The sequence below is a fragment of the Paraburkholderia sp. 32 genome, assembly GCF_050435345.1.
In the GTDB taxonomy this organism is placed as follows: domain Bacteria; phylum Pseudomonadota; class Gammaproteobacteria; order Burkholderiales; family Burkholderiaceae; genus Paraburkholderia; species Paraburkholderia tuberum.
Map to the genome: position 1 here is coordinate 1,060,890 of NZ_JBNDKD010000003.1, position 17,624 is coordinate 1,078,513.

At 63.6% G+C, this 17,624-nt stretch carries 13 protein-coding genes and 1 pseudogene; 7 read left to right on the plus strand and 7 right to left on the minus strand.

Translation table 11 applies throughout. From position 1 onward, the window contains the following. Positions 1-73 precede the first annotated feature (73 nt). The 6 genes from OKW26_RS27505 (at position 74) to xth (ending at position 6,731) form a co-directional block, all read left to right on the plus strand. Positions 74-1,690 carry a peptide ABC transporter substrate-binding protein gene (locus OKW26_RS27505; RefSeq protein WP_429355779.1) on the plus strand — a complete coding sequence of 539 codons (1,617 nt, stop codon included), beginning with the start codon at positions 74-76 and terminating at the stop codon, positions 1,688-1,690. Positions 1,691-1,707: 17 nt separating this feature from the next. Then, positions 1,708-2,643: an ABC transporter permease subunit gene (locus OKW26_RS27510; RefSeq protein WP_429355780.1), complete on the plus strand. Its 936-nt coding sequence runs from the start codon at positions 1,708-1,710 to the stop codon at positions 2,641-2,643. 1 nt (position 2,644) lies between these two features. Then, positions 2,645-3,595 carry an ABC transporter permease gene (locus OKW26_RS27515; RefSeq protein ID WP_429355781.1) on the plus strand — a complete coding sequence of 317 codons (951 nt, stop codon included), beginning with the start codon at positions 2,645-2,647 and terminating at the stop codon, positions 3,593-3,595. 1 nt (position 3,596) lies between these two features. Continuing rightward, positions 3,597-4,601, plus strand: a complete 1,005-nt coding sequence (locus tag OKW26_RS27520; RefSeq protein ID WP_429355782.1) for an ABC transporter ATP-binding protein — start codon at positions 3,597-3,599, stop codon at positions 4,599-4,601. Then, entirely contained in the window at positions 4,598-5,617 is a 1,020-nt protein-coding gene (locus OKW26_RS27525; RefSeq protein ID WP_429355783.1) for an ABC transporter ATP-binding protein, read from the plus strand. The genes OKW26_RS27520 and OKW26_RS27525 overlap by 4 nt, the downstream gene beginning before the upstream one ends. 337 nt (positions 5,618-5,954) lie before the next feature. After that, complete coding sequence (xth, locus tag OKW26_RS27530; RefSeq protein ID WP_429355784.1) at positions 5,955-6,731, plus strand: exodeoxyribonuclease III; 777 nt, start codon at positions 5,955-5,957, stop codon at positions 6,729-6,731. A gap of 51 nt (positions 6,732-6,782) precedes the next feature. Here the strand turns inward: xth and OKW26_RS27535 are convergent, their stop codons facing one another. The 4 genes from OKW26_RS27535 to glnA all read right to left on the minus strand — a co-directional run bounded on the left by OKW26_RS27535 (position 6,783) and on the right by glnA (position 13,385). Continuing rightward, the gene (locus OKW26_RS27535; RefSeq protein WP_429355785.1) at positions 6,783-8,900 is read right to left on the minus strand and encodes a prolyl oligopeptidase family serine peptidase; all 2,118 of its coding nucleotides are present in this window, start codon (positions 8,898-8,900) and stop codon (positions 6,783-6,785) included. 152 nt (positions 8,901-9,052) lie between these two features. After that, the gene (gene ntrC, locus OKW26_RS27540) at positions 9,053-10,591 is read right to left on the minus strand and encodes a nitrogen regulation protein NR(I) (RefSeq protein WP_429355786.1); all 1,539 of its coding nucleotides are present in this window, start codon (positions 10,589-10,591) and stop codon (positions 9,053-9,055) included. Between the two features lie 36 nt (positions 10,592-10,627). Next, positions 10,628-11,770, minus strand: coding sequence for a nitrogen regulation protein NR(II) (gene glnL, locus OKW26_RS27545; protein ID WP_184048104.1), 1,143 nt, complete (start codon positions 11,768-11,770; stop codon positions 10,628-10,630). A 199-nt stretch (positions 11,771-11,969) separates the two neighbouring features. Further along, a complete protein-coding gene (glnA, locus tag OKW26_RS27550; RefSeq protein WP_184063875.1) occupies positions 11,970-13,385 on the minus strand; it encodes a type I glutamate--ammonia ligase in 1,416 nt (471 codons plus the stop codon). Between the two features lie 454 nt (positions 13,386-13,839). Here glnA and OKW26_RS27555 point away from each other — a divergent pair, with 454 nt between their 5' ends. Further along, positions 13,840-14,304: a rhodanese-like domain-containing protein gene (locus tag OKW26_RS27555; protein WP_184022229.1), complete on the plus strand. Its 465-nt coding sequence runs from the start codon at positions 13,840-13,842 to the stop codon at positions 14,302-14,304. A gap of 383 nt (positions 14,305-14,687) precedes the next feature. Here OKW26_RS27555 and OKW26_RS27560 read toward each other — a convergent pair. The 3 genes and pseudogenes from OKW26_RS27560 to OKW26_RS27570 all read right to left on the minus strand — a co-directional run. Continuing rightward, positions 14,688-15,808, minus strand: a pseudogene (locus OKW26_RS27560) (glycoside hydrolase family 92 protein); the annotation flags it as partial. 13 nt (positions 15,809-15,821) lie between these two features. Then, a complete protein-coding gene (locus OKW26_RS27565; protein ID WP_184063872.1) occupies positions 15,822-16,667 on the minus strand; it encodes a competence/damage-inducible protein A in 846 nt (281 codons plus the stop codon). 19 nt (positions 16,668-16,686) lie between these two features. Beyond that, positions 16,687-17,520, minus strand: a complete 834-nt coding sequence (locus OKW26_RS27570) for an EI24 domain-containing protein (RefSeq protein WP_429355787.1) — start codon at positions 17,518-17,520, stop codon at positions 16,687-16,689. Positions 17,521-17,624 lie beyond the last annotated feature (104 nt).

Below are 17,624 nucleotides of genomic sequence, written 5' to 3' on the forward strand. Positions count from 1 at the left end.
TTGAAGAGGATTGGCGGCGGTGCCTCGCGCACCGCCAGCTTTTTTGCTATTCGGATGCCACTTGAAATACGCAATGAAACCGATTCACGCCACTCGGGCGGCGTTGGCCGCGTTGGCGCTCGCCCTTCTCTCTCCCGCCCACGCCGTGACGATTCCGCCCGGCGTCACGCTCGCAGCCACCCAGGAACTCACGCGGCAAACACCCGTCGAGGCAGAATCGATCGACCCCGCGCATATCGAATCCTGGGCCGCTAATACGATCGGCCTCGACCTGTTCGAAGGCTTGACGCGAATCGCCGCCGACGGTGCGGTCGTGCCGGGCGTCGCGCAATCGTGGAGCCGCAGCGCGCCCGATACATGGATCTTCAAGCTGCGCCACAACGCGCGCTGGAGTAACGGCGAGCCGGTCACGGCCGCCGATTTCGTCTATTCATGGCAACGCGTGGTCGATCCGAAGACCGGCTCGAAATACACGATCCTGGTCGAGTTCGTGAAGAACGCGAAGGCGATTCTGGCGGGCAAGGCGCCGCTCTCCAGTCTCGGCGTGCGCGCGGTCGATCCGTACACGGTAGAAGTCAAGACCGAAGACCCGACCGCGTTCTTTCCGCAACTGACCGCAATGTCGACGATGGCGCCGGTGAACCGCGCGACGGTCGCGAGGTACGGCGACGAATGGACCCGTCCCGGCCACATGGTCAGCGACGGTGCATATGCGTTGAGCGACTGGCAACCGGGCAACCGTCTCGTGATGGTGAAGAACGACAAGTACTGGGATGCGAGCAAGGTCGCGATCACGAAAGTCACCTATCTGCCGATCGAAAGCGACGAAACGGCAATGCGGATGTATCAGGCCGGCCAGTTCGATTACACGTATTCGATTCCGTCCGGCATCTATAACCAGGTCAGCAAGCAGTTCGGCTCCGAACTGAAGACCGGGATGTTTATCGCCACCTACTACTACTCGCTGAACAACGCCGACCCGGCCTTCAGGGACAAGCGCGTGCGCGAGGCGCTGTCCATGGTGATCGACCGCAACCTGCTGACGTCCAAACTGACCGCAAGCGGCGAGTTGCCGCTGTACGGCCTGATTGCAAAAGGCACGCAAGGCGCGGCGCAATTCCAGCCCGACTGGGCCGCGTGGCCGATGGCGAAACGCATCGAAACCGCGCGAGACCTGCTGAAACAGGCGGGCTATTCCGCTGCCAAGCCGTTGACGTTCACGCTGACATACAACACCAACGACCTGCACAAGAAGGTCGCGCTATTCACGACGTCGGAATGGCGCACCAAGCTCGGCGTCAACGTGAAGCTCGAAAACGTCGAGAACCGCGTGCTGCTGAAAATGCGCCACGACGGCAAGGTGCAGGCGTCGCGCGACGGCTGGTTCGTCGACTACAACGACGCGATGTCGTTCTTCGACCTGATCCGCTGCAACAGCGTGCAGAACGACCAGCACTACTGCAATCCGAAGGTCGATGCGTTGATCGATCAGGCGAACCAGCAGATGGACGAAGCGAAGCGCACCGCGATGCTAACGCAGGCGCACGACATCGCGATGAACGACTATCCGCTGATTCCGATGTTCCAGTACTCGGCGGTGCGGCTCGTGAAATCGTATGTGGGCGGCTATTCGCCGACCAACTACGTCGATCAGCGGCAGTCGCAGGACATGTACATCATCAAGCACTGAGCGCAAGGAGCCTTGCCATGCTGGCTTATACATTGCGCCGCGCGTTATGGGCGATCCCGACGATTCTCGCCGTGATCACCGTGTGCTACCTGCTGCTGCACCTGACGCCCGGCGGCCCGTTCGATTCGGAGAAGCATCTGTCGGCGGCCGTGCTTGCCAATCTCGACGCGAAATACCACATCGATCAGCCGCTGTGGAAGCAGTATTTGCTGTACATCGACTCGCTGCTGCACGGCGACCTCGGCGCGTCGTTCCGTTACACGGACTGGTCGGTCAGCGAACTGGTGTGGAAAGCCCTACCGGTCAGCCTCGGCGTCGGCGGCATTTCGGTGCCGATCGCGCTGGTGATCGGTGTGGCGCTCGGCACGGTTGCGGCGGTGCGCCGCAATGGCGTGATCGACTACGGCGTGATGTTGCTCGGCAATCTCGGCAGTGTGGTGCCGCCATTCATCCTCGGCCCCGTGCTGGTGTGGGTCTTCGCGATCCTGATCAAGCGCGGCGAGCATGGTCTGCTGCCCGCTGGCGGTTGGGGTGATGGCGACTGGCACTACCGCGTATTGCCGATCGTACTGCTCGTGATCATCAACGTATCGACGATTGCGCGCGTGATGCGCGGCAGCATGATCGAAGTGCTGTCCGGCAACTTCATCCGGACCGCGCGCGCGAAAGGTCTGGCCGGCCGCACCATCGTCTTGCGTCATGCGCTGAAACCGGCGCTGATGCCGGTCGTATCGCTACTCGGCTCGCTGTGCATTTCGTCGATCACCGCTGCGGTCGTCACCGAATCCGTATTCGCGCTGCCCGGTCTCGGGCAACTGGTCGTGAACGGCGCGATCAATCGCGACTACACGCTGGTGCTCGGTCTGGTCGCATTGATTACGGCATTCGCGGTCCTGTTCAATCTGCTGGTCGATCTTGCTTACGCATGGCTCGATCCGCGCATCCGGTACTGACATGAAGATTCGTCGATTCAACCTGGCCGCGCGTGCGTTCGTCGCGCCGCCGGCCGATGCGGCGTCCGCAGGCGGCTGTCTGTCCGGCGGCATCGTCACGAAGGCTTCGCGCGGACCGTTCGCGATTGCCGGCATGCGCTTTTTGCGTAATCGCGCGGCATTTGCAAGTCTCGTGATCCTGCTGCTGATCGTCGTCGCATGCTTTGCGGGGCCGCTGTTTCTGCCCAACAATCCGGTCGACAGCGACTGGGGATCGATCAGTCTGCCGCCGTCGTGGCTCGGCATGCATCTGTTCGGTACCGACGAACTCGGTCGCGACCTGCTCGCGCGCACGCTGGTGGGCGGGCGCGTATCGCTCGAAGTCGGGTTGCTCGGCACGCTGGTGTCCGGATTGATCGGTGTCGCGTGGGGCGCGACAGCCGGCTTCATGGGCGGACGCGTCGATGCCGTTATGATGCGCGTCGTCGACGTGATGTACGCGATTCCGTACATGCTGATCGCGATCATGATGATGACGCTGTTCGGCCGCGCGTTCTATCTGGTCGTGCTGACCATCAGCGCGTTTTCGTGGCTCGATATGGCGCGCGTGGTGCGCGGTCAGACGCTGTCGCTGCGTTCGCGCGAATTCGTCGACGCGGCGCGTGCGACTGGCGTCAGCACCCGCGCCATCATCGCGCGGCATATCGTGCCGAACCTGATCGGCGTGGTGGTCGTGTATGCCACGGTCACAGTGCCGACGATCGTGCTGACGGAATCGGTGCTGTCGTTTCTCGGACTCGGCGTCCAGGAGCCGATGACGAGTTGGGGCGTGCTGATCGAAGACGGTGCCCAAAAACTCGAATCGATGCCGTGGCTGCTGCTCTGCCCTGCCGTCATGCTGTGCGTGACGCTGTATTGCGTGAACTTCGTCGGCGACGGTTTGCGCGACGCTCTCGACCCCAAGGATCATTGACATGGCGCTACTCGAAGTGAAGGACCTGAGTGTGCGCTTCACGCGCCGCGAAGGACCGCCGGTCGATGCGGTCCAACGCGTGTCGTTTTCGCTCGACGCGGGCAGCACGCTGGGCATCGTCGGCGAATCGGGGTCGGGCAAGAGTCAGACCGTGATGGCGCTGCTCGGTTTGCTGTCGTCGAACGGCAGCGTGTCGGGCACCGCACTGTATCGTGGCGAGGACGGCGGCGATCTGCTGACGATGAACAACGCAGCGCTGAACAGGATTCGCGGCAACCGGATCGGCATGGTGTTTCAGGACCCGATGACGGCGCTCAATCCGTTTTTGACCATTGAACGGCAGATGACGGAATCGCTGCAATTGCACAAGAAGCTGTCGCGTCGCGAAGCGCGTCGGCGTGCCATCGAGGTGCTCGACACGGTGCGGATTCCCGATGCCGCACGCCGCATCGGCATGTATCCGCATGAGTTTTCCGGTGGTATGCGGCAGCGCGTGATGATTGCGATGGCGTTGCTGTCCGAACCGGAAATTTTGATTGCCGACGAACCGACTACCGCGCTCGACGTCACCGTTCAGGCGCAAATCATCGAATTGCTTCGCGAACTGAATCGCGAGCGCCGCACGGCAATCGTCCTCATCACGCACGACATGGGCGTGGTCGCCGGATTGTGCGACACCGTGATGGTGATGTATGCAGGGCGCACGGTCGAGCAGGCAGACGCGCGTGCGCTGTTCGCCGCGCCGACCCATCCGTACACGATCGGCCTGCTGAACGCGCTGCCGCGCATCACCGACGACGACGACGACCGCCCGTTGCAAACCATTCCGGGCAATCCGCCTTTGCCGGGGCAAATCGGCGCGGGTTGCGCGTTCGCACCGCGTTGTTCGTTTGCAGACGATACTTGCCGCACCACAGTGCCGTCGCTCGATGCGCGTAGCGATCTGGCGGGTGCGTTGCGCGCGTGCCACCGTCCGGTTTCAGCCATTCTGGAGGCCGTTCGATGAACCAGCATTCCGCTTGCAACAGTACCGAACCGCTGCTGTCGGTGAACGAACTGAAGGTGCATTTCACCGTGCCGCGCGGCAAATTACCGTGGTCCGGCAAGGCCACGCTGCGCGCTGTCGACGGCGTGTCGTTCGATGTACGGCGCGGCGAAACCGTCGGGCTGGTGGGTGAATCCGGTTGCGGCAAGTCCACGCTCGCGCGCGCGATCGTCGGTCTTGCGCCTGCGTCGGGCGGCAGCGTCAAGCTTCATGGCGTCGAAACCGTGCAAGGCGCGAAGCGCGATCTCGGCATCTTGCGGCGCGACGTGCAGATGATCTTTCAGGACCCGCTGGCGTCGCTCGATCCGCGCATGACGATCGAGCAGATAGTCGCGGAGCCGTTGATCACGCATCGGCCCGATGTCGCGCGCGCCGATGTGCGCGCTCGCGTGCTGACCATCCTCGAACGCGTCGGCCTGAATGCGCAGCATCTGCGGCGCTATCCGCATGAGTTTTCGGGCGGGCAATGTCAGCGCGTCGGAATTGCACGGGCATTGATCAGCGAGCCGCAACTCGTGATCTGCGATGAACCGGTGTCCGCGCTCGACGTGTCGATTCAAGCGCAAATCGTTAATCTATTGCGCGACTTGCAACGCGAACTGTCGTTGTCGCTGCTGTTCGTCGCGCACGATCTGGCCGTGGTGAAAGCAATCAGCCATCGCGTGATGGTGATGTATATGGGGCGCGTGATAGAGTTCGGCGAAAAACGCGCGCTGTACGCGGCACCTGCGCATCCCTATACCCGTGCATTGCTGTCGGCCGTACCGGTTCCCGACCCGAGCGTCGAGCGCGCGCGACGGCATCTGCTGCTTCAAGGCGAGATTGCGTCGCCCTTGCAACCGCCGTCGGGATGCGCGTTCCGCACGCGCTGCCCCGCCGCGATCGACGCATGCGGTGATGCGCAACCGCAAGCGGTTTCCCAGCAAGGTGATGCACGGCGGGTTGCGTGCATCCGGGTTCCCGTTCCTACCGAATAGCGCCTGTTTCATGGGCGGGAGTTCAACAACCGGGACAGCGGCGAAAGCCCACGCTCGACCGGCCCGAGCTGATGGCCTGGTGATGGGCCAAAAGCAAAAAACCCGTTCAAGTTCCCATGAACGGGCTTTGTCTGGCGGAGTGGACGGGACACGAACCCGCGCCCCCCGGCGTGACAGGCCGTATCATATAGGCTGCGACGCCGGACTGGCATGGCGTGTGACTCCTGAGTAACGGAACACCACTCGCGGAACACCACTCGCGAAATGGTATATCGATACGTATATCACGACCACATCAAGTCAAATATTTATTGAAAATCAACAAGTTGTGCAACTGATGAAAATCGCCACCTGGAACGTCAACTCCCTCAAAGTCCGCCAGCAACACGTCATCGACTGGCTCGCGAGCAGCGGCACCGACGTGCTGTGCCTGCAGGAACTGAAGCTTCCCGACGAAAAATTTCCGCGCACCGAACTCGAGGCGGTCGGCTATCGAAGCTGGTACGCGGGTCAGAAAACCTATAACGGTGTCGGCATTCTGGTGCGCGAAGGTTTGAACGTCGACGAAAGCAGCATCGTGCGCAACATCCCCGGTTTCGAGGACCCGCAGCAGCGCGTGATTGCGGCAACCATCGACGGCGTGCGCATCATCTCCGCGTATTTCCCCAACGGCCAGGCGCCCGGCACCGACAAGTTCGCGTACAAGCTGCGCTGGCTCGACGCGCTGCACGACTGGCTCGCAACCGAGATGACGCTGCATCCGAAGCTCGCCTTGCTCGGCGACTACAACATCGCGCCCGACGATCGCGACGTGCACGATCCGAAGGCATGGGAAGGTCAGAATCTGGTGTCGCCCGAGGAACGCGCGGCGTTCGTGCAGCTGATCGGCCTCGGCCTGCTCGACGCGTTCCGCCAGTTCGAGCAGCAGGAAAAAATCTATTCGTGGTGGGACTACCGGATGATGGCGTTCCGTCGCAACGCGGGACTGCGCATCGATCACATCCTGCTGTCGAAGGCATTGGCCGACATCTGCTCGGCGTGCGACATCGACAAGGTGCCGCGCAAGTGGGAGCAGCCGTCGGATCACGCGCCAGTGTTCGCGCAGCTGGGCTGATCCGGAATACAGCGACGCAACGAGGCAGCGCTGCCTCGCGTCCCTATTGCTTCAAGCGCCGCCCAGCACACCCCACAAGAATCCGAACACCATCGCATCATGCTCGGCCTGCTCCAACTCATCGGAGCCGCCGTGGCCGCCTTCCGTATTCTCCCGATACCACACGTGCTGCGCGCCCAGCGCCTGCATGCGCGCGGCCATTTTGCGCGCATGGCCGGGATGCACGCGATCGTCGGCGGTCGACGTCGTGAATAGCACCGGCGGATACGCGACACCCGCCGCGAGGTTGTGATACGGCGAATACGCGGCGAGCGCACGCGCTTCATCGGGTTCGTCGGGGTCGCCGTACTCGTCGATCCACGAGGCGCCCGCATGCAGCAGGTGATAGCGGCTCATATCGAGCAACGGCACCTCGCAGACGACCGCGCCGAATAGCTGCGGCCGCTGCACCATGCAGGCGGCCACGAGCAAACCGCCGTTGCTGCCGCCCTGAATGCCGAGCTGTGCGGCGCTCGTCACGCCGGTCGCGATCAGCGCCTCGGCGACCGCGATGAAATCATCGAACGCGCGCTGGCGATGCTCGCCTTGCGCCGCCGTGTGCCAGCGCGTGCCGAACTCGCCGCCGCCGCGAATATGCGCGACCACGTACACGCCGCCGCGTTCGAGCCAGCCGATGCCCTGCCCCGTCAGATAGCTCGGCAGCAGCGGAATCGCGAAGCCGCCGTAGCCGCTCAGCAGACATGGGCGCGTCGGGCTTTCATCGCCCGGCGATGACGGCGCTTCCTTCGGCCCAATCACCGTGTAGGGTACGCGCGTGCCATCGGCCGATACCGCATGTCCGCGCGTCACCGCAACGCGCGTCGCGTCGAACTGCGTCGGCCAACGGTCGAGCAACTCCCATTCGCCGGGCTCCTCGAGCGCGAGATCGGAGAGCCAGTAGGCGGGCGGTTGCAGATAATCGTCGGTGTCGACGAACACTTCGTCGTTCAATGTCGACTCGACCGGCGACACGTCGACCTGCGCATCGCCGCGCGACGCGAACACGCGCTCACGCCACTGCCAGGTGCCGTCCTCGCGCTGCGACGGCGTCCAGATCAGCGTCTTGCCGCGCACGTCGTCGAGATACGACACGATCAGATGATGGCGCGTATGCGACCACTCGCAGGCCGAGGTCAGCGGCGTCGGCGTGAAGAGCGGCGTCACGTCGCGCTCGCCGCGCAAAAACGCGTCCTCGCGAATCGCGAGCAGCGCGCCACCCGGATAGCGCGCGAGATTGCCGTCCCACTCGCACTCCCAATCGAGCCGCGGCTCGAGCAACAGCCAGCCCTGCCACGCCCCCACCGCGACGTGCGACGGCACTTCGTAACGATGCCAGGCGTCGCTAGCGTCGTCGAGGTAATACGTGTGTGAATCGAAAAAGTCGACGCTGCTCGTCACCGTATGCCGGCGATCGACCGGATCGTAATGCGCCTCCACGCCGATGTCGCCAAACTCGCCGCGAAACACGACGGGCGCATCGGCGAGCGCGGTACCGCGGGTCCAGCGCCGCACGTCGCGCGGATAACCGGAGCGCGTCAGCGTCTTGCGCCCATTGTCCCAGCCGACGTACAGCGTATCGCGATCGATCCACGACACCGTGTGCTTGCCCGCCTTCGCAATCGCGAAGCCATCGTCGACGAAACGCCGCGCGTCGAGATCGAACTCGCGCACGACGAGCGCATCCGAACCGCCCGGCGACATCGTGATCAGCGCGCGGTCGCCGTCCGGATAAAGGATATCGAGATCGACGCAGACCCACGGCGTGCCGTCGGCCGCGCCGAGCGCGTCGAAGTCGAGCAGGTTCTGCCACACCGGCGCGCCGTTGCGCCATGCGGCCCACGCAGTGCGTCGCCAGATACCGCGCGGATTGCGCTCGTCCTGCCACAAATCGTAGGCCCAGTCCTTCCAGCGATCCGGAATCACCGGACGCTCGCGCGGCAGATAGGCATCGGCGAGCCGCCGTCTGAGCGTGTCGAACGACTCGCCGCTGCACCACGCCACGCGGGTGCGCGCATTCTGCGCGTCGACCCATGCGAGTGCGTCAGCGTCGTACAGCTCTTCGAGCGACAGGAAAGGATCGGGGGAAAGCGGCCACTCGAACGGGGCGGGAGAAGCTGAAGAAGCTGGCATCGTCGGCTGTTGGATCGGAACAGCGTTGATTATGCCTCGTGCGCGGTGGTTGACGGTTTGCCGCGGGGCGCGATGCAACAACGACGAAGGCGGCCTGAGCCGCCCCCGCCTGCCATGCAGCATCGCTCAGAACGAGCGCGTCAAGGCTCCAGTCAAGGCTCCAGATTGAGCTCCTGAATCTTGCGCGTAATCGTATTGCGCCCGATGCCGAGCCGTTCGGCCGCCTCGACCTTGCGGCCGCGCGTGAAGTCGAGCGCCTCGCGGATCACGGCCGCTTCGAAGCGGCGCGCGAGTTCGTCCATCACGTCGGCCGCGTTTTCGCGCAGCATGCGCGCGACTTCGGTGCGCAAGCCGCCTTCCCATGCGCTCAGCGTGGTGGCGACCGACGCACCGGCCGCCCCACCCGGATGCACGAGCGCGCCGCCGTTCGTGCCAGCGAGCGGCACGCCGCCCGCGATTCCCGCATTGGTCGCCACGGTGCCATCCGTCGTCGCGCCGGCAGCGGCGCCCGCACCAAGCTCGCTCCCGCCGCCGTGCGCGGGACCGAGATCGGGCGGCAGATCCTTGGTTTCGATCGTCTGCGCGGGCGCCATCACCGTGAGCCAGTTCGCGAGGTTCTCGAGTTGCCGCACGTTGCCCGGAAACGGCAGCGACGCGAGATACGCGAGCGCCTCCTCGGACACGCGCTTCGGTTCGACGCCGAGATCGCGCGCACTCTTTTGCAGGAAATGCCGCGTCAGCAGCGGGATATCCTCGTTGCGCTCGCGCAACGCGGGCAAGCGCAGACGGATCACGTTCAGACGGTGATACAGGTCCTCGCGAAACAGTCCCTGCCGCACGCGCGATTCGAGATTCTGGTGCGTCGCCGCGATCACCCGCACATTCGCGCGCAACGGATTGTGGCCGCCCACGCGATAGAACTGCCCGTCCGACAGCACGCGCAACAGACGCGTCTGCAGATCGAACGGCATGTCGCCGATTTCGTCGAGAAACAGCGTGCCGTTCTCGGCCTGCTCGAAGCGTCCCTGGCGCATCGCCTGCGCGCCGGTGAACGCCCCGCGCTCATGACCGAACAGTTCGGACTCCAGCAAATCCTTCGGAATCGCGGCCGTGTTCAACGCGATGAAGGGGCCGTTCGCGCGTGGGCTATGTCGGTGCAGCGCACGCGCGACCAGTTCCTTCCCGGTGCCTGATTCGCCGGTAATGAGCACGGTGGCCGCCGAATGCGACAGGCGGCCGATCGCGCGAAACATGTCCTGCATCGCTGGCGCCTGGCCGAGCATCTCGGGCGCTTCGGCGACGCGGTCGTCCCACGTCTGCTCGCCGCGCATGCTTTCGTCGACCGCGCGGCGAATCAGCTCGACGGCCTTGTCGACGTCGAACGGCTTCGCCAGATACTCGAACGCGCCGCCCTGGAATGCGGCGACCGCGCTATCGAGATCCGAGAACGCGGTCATGATGATGACCGGCAAGCCCGGCACCTTGTCGCGTACGGTTTGCAGCAGCTCCAGCCCGGAGCCGCCGGGCATGCGGATATCGGAGACCAGCACCTGCGGGCTGTCGTGATCGAGCGCGGCCGACGCTTCGCGCACGTTCGCGAAGCTGCGCGTCGCGAAGTTCTCGCGCGCCAGCGCTTTCTCGAGCACCCAGCGAATTGATTGATCGTCGTCTACTATCCAGATCGGCTTCATATAGGTCGGTCAGAAGTCTTGAGGTGCTTGTGTTATCTAGAGGTCGAGCGGCAGCAGAATCTGAAACTCGGTATGGCCCGGCCGGCTGTCCACCTCGATCAGACCTTCGTGCTGCTGCACGAAGGTCTGCGCTAGCGTGAGACCGAGACCGCTGCCGTCCTCGCGCCCCGACACGAGCGGATAGAAAATGCGGTCGCGAATCTCTTCGGGAATGCCTGGGCCGTTGTCGATGATATGCAAGTCCAATGCCAGCTTGCACAGGCGTTTTGAAATCGTGACCTTGCGCGCGATGCGCGTGCGCAATTCGATGCGCGCATCGCCCTGCGAGATCCGCTCGCGCAACGCCTCGGCCGCATTGCGCACGATGTTCAGCAGCGCCTGGATCAGTTGCTCCTTGTCGCCGCGCAGATCCGGCACGCTGACGTCGTAGTCGCGCTCGATCGTCAGGCCGCGCGGAAACTCCGCGAGAATCACCTGACGCACGCGCTCGCACACCTCGTGAACATTCACGTCGCCGACGATATGCGGATGCCGGTGCGGTTCGAGCAAGCGGTCGACCAGCGTCTGCAGACGGTCCGACTCCTTGATGATGACCTGGGTGTACTCGCGCAACTCGTCGCGCTCACGTTCGCCGAGTTCGAACTCGAGCAGTTGCGCGGCGCCGCGAATGCCGCCCAGCGGATTCTTGATTTCGTGCGCGAGATTGCGGATCAGATGCTTGTTGACGGCGGTCAGGTCGTTGATGCGCTCTTCGCGGTCGGTGCGCAGATGCCGCTCGTTCTCGAACAGTTCGAGCAACACGTAGTCCTGCGCGCTTTCCAGAAAACCGACGATCGCATGCACGTGCAGCGGCTCGTGGCCGGGACGCTCGAGCACGGCGTCCAGATGCGTCGCGTGAAAGCGGTGCGCGGCGATCGCGGTGATCGTCGCGACCAGTTCGTCCGCGTTCGAGAAGATGTCTGGCCACGCCATCTGCGTGAGTTGCTTGCGAGACATCTCCAGCATCGACTCCGCCGACGGATTCGCGAACGCGACGCGCAGCGTGCGCTTCTCGAGCACCAGCAGGACGGTCGGCAGCGCCTCGAAGCCTGGCAGCAAGCCGGAACTCACGAGTTGCATGTCGTCCGACAGCGTCTGTTCGTGTCCTTTCCTTGCCTTGATCAGATTCTTGAGAACCATCTTGCAGTCTGGCCGGTAGGAGATGGTGATAAATCAGGAGTGCTGCTTTATTGTGCTTCACCGAATGCCGTGTTGCCCGCGCGCGGCCGGCCGTGCGTACGGCCTAACGAAAAAGGGACGGCGCCGCCGTCCCTTTGTGACCGATCGCGAGCGTCGGGCAAAGCGCTTCGCCGGGTGAAGGGCGAAGCGCCATGGCCGCTTACAGCGAGTAATACATTTCGAATTCGATCGGGTGCACCGCCTGACGATAACGCTGCAGTTCCGTCGTCTTCAGTTCGATGTACGCGTCGAGCATCGCATCCGTGAACACGCCGCCGCGCGTCAGGAACTCGCGGTCCGCGTCGAGCGAGTCGAGAGCCTGGTCGAGGCCCGCGCACACGGTCGGGATCTTTGCATCCTCTTCCGGCGGCAGGTCGTACAGGTTCTTGTCGGCGGCTTCGCCCGGGTGAATCTTGTTCTGCACGCCGTCCAGACCCGCCATCATCAGCGCGGAGAAGCACAGGTACGGATTCGCCAGCGGATCCGGGAAGCGCGTTTCGATACGGCGGCCCTTCGGGTTCGAGACGTGCGGAATTCGGATCGATGCCGAACGGTTGCGAGCCGAGTAAGCGAGCTTGACCGGTGCTTCGAAGTGCGGCACGAGGCGCTTGTACGAGTTCGTACCCGGGTTCGTGATCGCGTTCAGCGCACGAGCGTGCTTGATGATGCCGCCGATGTAGAACAGCGCGAATTCCGACAGACCTGCGTAGCCATTGCCTGCGAACAGGTTCGTGCCGTCCTTCCAGATCGACTGGTGAACGTGCATGCCCGAACCGTTATCGCCGACGACCGGCTTCGGCATGAACGTTGCCGTCTTGCCGTACGTGTGCGCGACGTTTTGGATGATGTACTTCAGTTGCTGCGTCCAGTCGGCGCGCTGCACCAGCGTCGAGAACTTCGTGCCGATTTCATTCTGGCCCATGCCCCCCACTTCGTGGTGATGCACTTCGACCGGAATGCCGATCTGTTCGAGCAGCAGACACATTTCCGAACGGATGTCCTGGAAGGAATCGACCGGCGCGACCGGGAAGTAGCCGCCCTTGGTGCCCGGACGGTGGCCGGTGTTGCCGCCTTCGAATTCCTTCGCCGACGACCACGGTGCTTCTTCCGAACCGATCTTCACGAAGCAGCCCGACTGATCCGTGTTCCACTGGACCGAGTCGAAAATGAAGAATTCCGGTTCCGGACCGAAGTACGCGGTGTCGCCGAGCCCCGAGCTCTTCAGGTACGCTTCGGCGCGCTTCGCGAGCGAGCGCGGGTCGCGCTCGTAGCCCTTGCCGTCAGCCGGTTCGACGACGTCACAGGTCAGCACGAGGGTCGATTCTTCGTAGAACGGGTCGATGAAGGCCGTGTTCGCGTCCGGGACCAGCAACATGTCCGATGCTTCGATGCCCTTCCAGCCGGCAATCGACGATCCGTCAAACGCATGGCCGCTTTCGAACTTGTCTTCATCGAATGCCGACACCGGCACCGAAACGTGTTGTTCCTTGCCGCGCGTGTCGGTGAAACGGAAGTCGACAAACTTGACGTCTTCGTCCTTGACGAGTTGAATGACGTCGGCCACGGATTTACTCATAACCTATCTCCTGATTAACAATTTCGGCGGATTCAGCCGCCGCCCAATCTAGCTGACCCATCCCGGAACGTCCACTTATATGGCGTCGCGGGCGGAAAATTCTGCCGGGATAAATCGATCGGCACCAATAAAGCAGATAGTGTGCCACCTCTGGGCCTCGCATGGGCAAATCCGGCGCACACCATTACGCCGCTTACGTTTGCCGGCCACGCACGAGGCGCGAGCAGACTCGCAAACAAACGTGCGGGCATTGCAACGCACCAATTTCGCGCATTCACCGCTTTGGAAACGACGGTCCCTACCATTGTGGTGCATTCAGCAGGAAATGCACCAATTTTGCGCATCGAGGTTGGGACGGCGCCCGCGACTGCCCGGCGTCGTCCAGTCTACACAGGTCTGTGCGCTGCCTGCAGCGCGCTAGAATGATCATTTGGTCCGAAGGAGATTGACGCTCATGAGCACGCTCGAACAGCTTTACGCGAAGGCGGACGCCCGCCGCACCGAGAACCAACTGCCCTACGCGGGCGCGGTATCGCCGGCCGAGGCGTTCGAACTGCTGGAACTCGATCCGCGCACGCGTCTCGTCGACGTGCGTACCCGCGCCGAGCTCGACTGGGTCGGCCGGCCAGTAATCGGTGATGGCCAATACGCGCATGTCGAATGGACGCGCTATCCGGGCGCGGTGCCCAATCAGGAGTTCGTGCAGCAACTCGCGCAGGTCGCCTCGCCCGACACGCCGGTGCTGTTCCTGTGCCGCAGCGCCGCGCGCTCGAAGCTCGCCGCGATCGCCGCGACCCAGGCCGGCTTCACGAAGGCGTATGACCTGCTGGAAGGCTTCGAAGGCGACAAGGACGGCCAGGGGCATCGGAAGACGGTGTCGGGATGGTGTTTTCGCGGCTTGCCGTGGATCGGAGCCTGATGGCGGGTGGCGCACTGCCCGCATCTGCGGAAGCCCGTGGCGCGGCGCTGAAGCACGCCGATTGAAACGGTTCGCGCCGACCACGGATTGATTGCATCGTCGGCGCGGGTTGTGACACTGCGATGTCGCGGTTCGCGCCAACCTGACCCTCAGGCGCGGACCGCTTGTTTTGTCGAGCGCCGCGCGCGCGCGGCGCTCCATTGTGTTCAGGGCGCGGCCGAAATCCCGAACACGTGCAACTTGCCCGCGCTGACCTGTTTCGGCAGCGTGACGCTCGCCACGAGCTCGCCCGGCGGCATCGCGATGGTCTGCCCCACCGCCATCGCGTTATCGAGCGGGCCGCCAGACAAAGACGCAGCTCGCGCCACCGAAGGAGACGACGCAAACTGCGGACTGCCGATCGCGAGACCGCCGACACCCGGTATCTCCGGATAAAGACCCAACGCCCCCCACACGTACCATCCTGACACCGCTCCGAGGTCGTCATTGCCGGGCAAACCGTTCGGCCCTGTGCCGAAGGCGCTCGCCATGATCTGCTGGACCACGTTCTGCGTGCCCGACGGCGAACCCGCCCAGTTATATAGCCACGGCACCTCGAAGGTCGGTTCGTCGCCCATATAGAAATTGGGCAGGCTCATCCCCGCGTTCGAACACCGTAAAGAACGCGTTCAGGCGCGACACCGCCGCCGTGTTGCCGCCCAGTTGCGCAAACGGTCCGACCGGGGTTGAACGGCACCATCCACGTGTACTGCCCGGCATTGCCTTCGACGTAGTTGTCGGTGCTGCTCTGCGTCTGCGCAATCCAGCTTCCGTCCGAGTTGCGCGCGGCGATCAGAGGCGGCGGCAGCGACGTGTTGAGCAGGTTCTGCCAATAGGCCGAGCGGCTCAGCAGCATCTTCTGGATCGTTGAATTGCCCAGTTGGCCGGCAAACTGCGAAATGGCGAAATCGCTGCTCGCGTATTCGAGCGTCGACGATGCCTGCCCCCATTCGCCATTCGTGATGTAGCCGAACTGCAGATAACTGGCGCGGCCGCCGTTCGTGGTCACGCCATTGCACGCCGTTCCGGGAACGTTGGCCATCTTGATCATGTGCTTCAGCGCGCCCGAGGTATCGAACGCTCGCGCGCCGAATGCATAGGCGCCCGCCACGATCAGCGAGCCGGCGTCGCCGGGCATCACGCCATCCTCGACGTTGTCGTTGACCCAATGCGGAATCGCGCCGCACTGATCCGCATCGTTGACTAGCGACTGCGCCATATCGCTGGTTTCCTGAGGAAACAGCGTGGCTTTGAGCGCAATCAGCGAGCGATAGATGTCCCAGCCCGAAAAGCTGGTGTACTGCGCCGCGTGGCCCGCGCTATCCGTATGGACCTGCTGGTCGAAGCCGATATATTGGCCGTTGGAATCGCTGAATACGCTCGGCGCCCACAGCGCGTGATAGAACGCCGTATAAAACTTCGTCAGCGCAGTCGTGTCCTGACTACTTACCTGAATCGTATTGAGGGCCCGCTCAGCTTCACGGCTTACCCGTGGCCGCTGCCGAAGCCGCTGCCGCCGCTTCAGGCTCGACGATATCGCCACCGAGCAGATGCACCCCCTCTCGCAGCTTCACGAACGCCGCGGCGACGGCTTCGGGTTCACCTTTCACACCCAGATCGATGTGATGCCGCGCATACACGCCGCCGCGCTCCGCATCCCCGACGCTCGGCAGGCTGAACACCCGCACGCCCGGAAAATCGCGCTCGATTTTCTCCATCAGCGGCGTCACGCGCGACTCCGGCAACTCGAACACCAGCAGCGATTTTTCAGCGTGCGGCGTCGTGTGATGCAGATGCGCGTACCGCGTGTCGAGCACCCACTCGATCATCGGCCAGGCCATCACCGGGAAACCCGGCACGAAATGGTGTTGGCGGATCGAAAAGCCCGGAATCTTGTTGTAGCCGTTCGGAATGATGTCGGCGCCCTGCGGGTACGTGCCCATATTCAGGCGATGCCGGTTCTCGGGCGAGTTCAGATCGAGCGGCGCCGGCGAGTTCGCCGGATACATGTCGCGGATACGCTCCTGAATCAGCTTCGCGGCTTCCGGATGCAGCTCGAGCGGCACGCCGAGCGCGGCCGCCGCGCACTGGCGCGTGTGGTCGTCCGGTGTCGCACCGATACCGCCCGTCGAGAACACGATGTCGCCCGACGCGAAAGTGCGCCGCAGCGTCGCCGTGATGCGCTCCGGATCGTCGCCGATGTACTCCGCCCAGCCGAGCGACAGCCCGCGCCCGCGGAGCAACTCGATGACCTTCGGCAGATGCTTGTCGACGCGTCTGCCCGAGAGGATTTCATCGCCGATGATGATGACGCCAAATGCCATTGCCGCCTCTTTCGTTTGATCAATAGGGAACCGGCGCGACCTCGCGCGCGCCACCAGGCGCTTCCGCCCGCATGCGCTGCAGCGCGCGCAGGCAGTAGTTGCCGAACCATAGCGCCGAGAACACGAGGATGAACGCGTAAATCCAGATCGTCACCGTCGTGATCACCGGGAACAGCACAATCAGCCATACCGACGACGCCCACAACAGCGTCGGCAGCGAACCTAGCAGGCCGCTCACGATACCGATCAGCAGCAACGGCAGCCGGTGGCGCCGCACCAGTTCGCGCCGCTCGTCGCGCGTCGCATGCAACGAGAGCGCATCGTAGGTCATCACGCGATACGTGAGCCATCCCCACAGCAGCGGCGGAATCAACGCGAAGAACGGCGGCACGAGCCACAGCGGCAACGTGACGATCAGCAGCGTCAGACACAGCAGCGTGGTCCAGAGCGCTTGACCGAGGCTACCGTACCACGTCCCGCCGCGGCGCATCTCCAGCCCGGCGAACTGGCGGGCCGCGAGAAAGCGGATCACGGCCGGCATCGACAGCATGGCGATCAGCAGCAGCACCGTGACGACGATCAGCGGGATCGCCATCGCAATCACGATGAACGGCGCGATGACCGCGTGCAGCGTCGAAAAACCGAGCACGTCGAACAGATGATAAAGCGTGGCGGTGAAAGACCAGTCGTCGAGCCAGGTGCGGGTCGCGCCGGTCAGCGTCTGCCAGAAGAACCACAGGAGTACGCCCCAGCCGACCGTCGCGACGATAAACGGTTTGAAGGTCAGCCAGAGCATGCGCGGATGCAACGCGCTTGCGAGTGCGCGCCCAAACGAGCGCAACAGATCATTCATGCGAGCCAGTGCCTGCGAACGAAACGATGGACGGGAAAATCGCGCCGCGCCCGGGCCAGGCATGCTGGGGCACTGGAGGGTGCGCTCGAACGTGCACAGCATAA

Excerpts from the sequence above, each read along its gene's own strand:
- OKW26_RS27510 (WP_429355780.1), top strand. The coding sequence starts at position 1,708 with ATGCTGGCTTATACATTGCGCCGCGCGTTATGGGCGATCCCGACGATT.
- ntrC (WP_429355786.1), bottom strand. The coding sequence starts at position 10,591 with ATGAAGCCGATCTGGATAGTAGACGACGATCAATCAATTCGCTGGGTG.
- OKW26_RS27515 (WP_429355781.1), top strand. The coding sequence starts at position 2,645 with ATGAAGATTCGTCGATTCAACCTGGCCGCGCGTGCGTTCGTCGCGCCG.
- glnA (WP_184063875.1), bottom strand. The coding sequence starts at position 13,385 with ATGAGTAAATCCGTGGCCGACGTCATTCAACTCGTCAAGGACGAAGAC.
- OKW26_RS27505 (WP_429355779.1), top strand. The coding sequence starts at position 74 with ATGAAACCGATTCACGCCACTCGGGCGGCGTTGGCCGCGTTGGCGCTC.
- glnL (WP_184048104.1), bottom strand. The coding sequence starts at position 11,770 with ATGGTTCTCAAGAATCTGATCAAGGCAAGGAAAGGACACGAACAGACG.
- OKW26_RS27570 (WP_429355787.1), bottom strand. The coding sequence starts at position 17,520 with ATGAATGATCTGTTGCGCTCGTTTGGGCGCGCACTCGCAAGCGCGTTG.
- OKW26_RS27520 (WP_429355782.1), top strand. The coding sequence starts at position 3,597 with ATGGCGCTACTCGAAGTGAAGGACCTGAGTGTGCGCTTCACGCGCCGC.
- OKW26_RS27535 (WP_429355785.1), bottom strand. The coding sequence starts at position 8,900 with ATGCCAGCTTCTTCAGCTTCTCCCGCCCCGTTCGAGTGGCCGCTTTCC.
- OKW26_RS27565 (WP_184063872.1), bottom strand. The coding sequence starts at position 16,667 with ATGGCATTTGGCGTCATCATCATCGGCGATGAAATCCTCTCGGGCAGA.
- xth (WP_429355784.1), top strand. The coding sequence starts at position 5,955 with ATGAAAATCGCCACCTGGAACGTCAACTCCCTCAAAGTCCGCCAGCAA.
- OKW26_RS27525 (WP_429355783.1), top strand. The coding sequence starts at position 4,598 with ATGAACCAGCATTCCGCTTGCAACAGTACCGAACCGCTGCTGTCGGTG.
- OKW26_RS27555 (WP_184022229.1), top strand. The coding sequence starts at position 13,840 with ATGAGCACGCTCGAACAGCTTTACGCGAAGGCGGACGCCCGCCGCACC.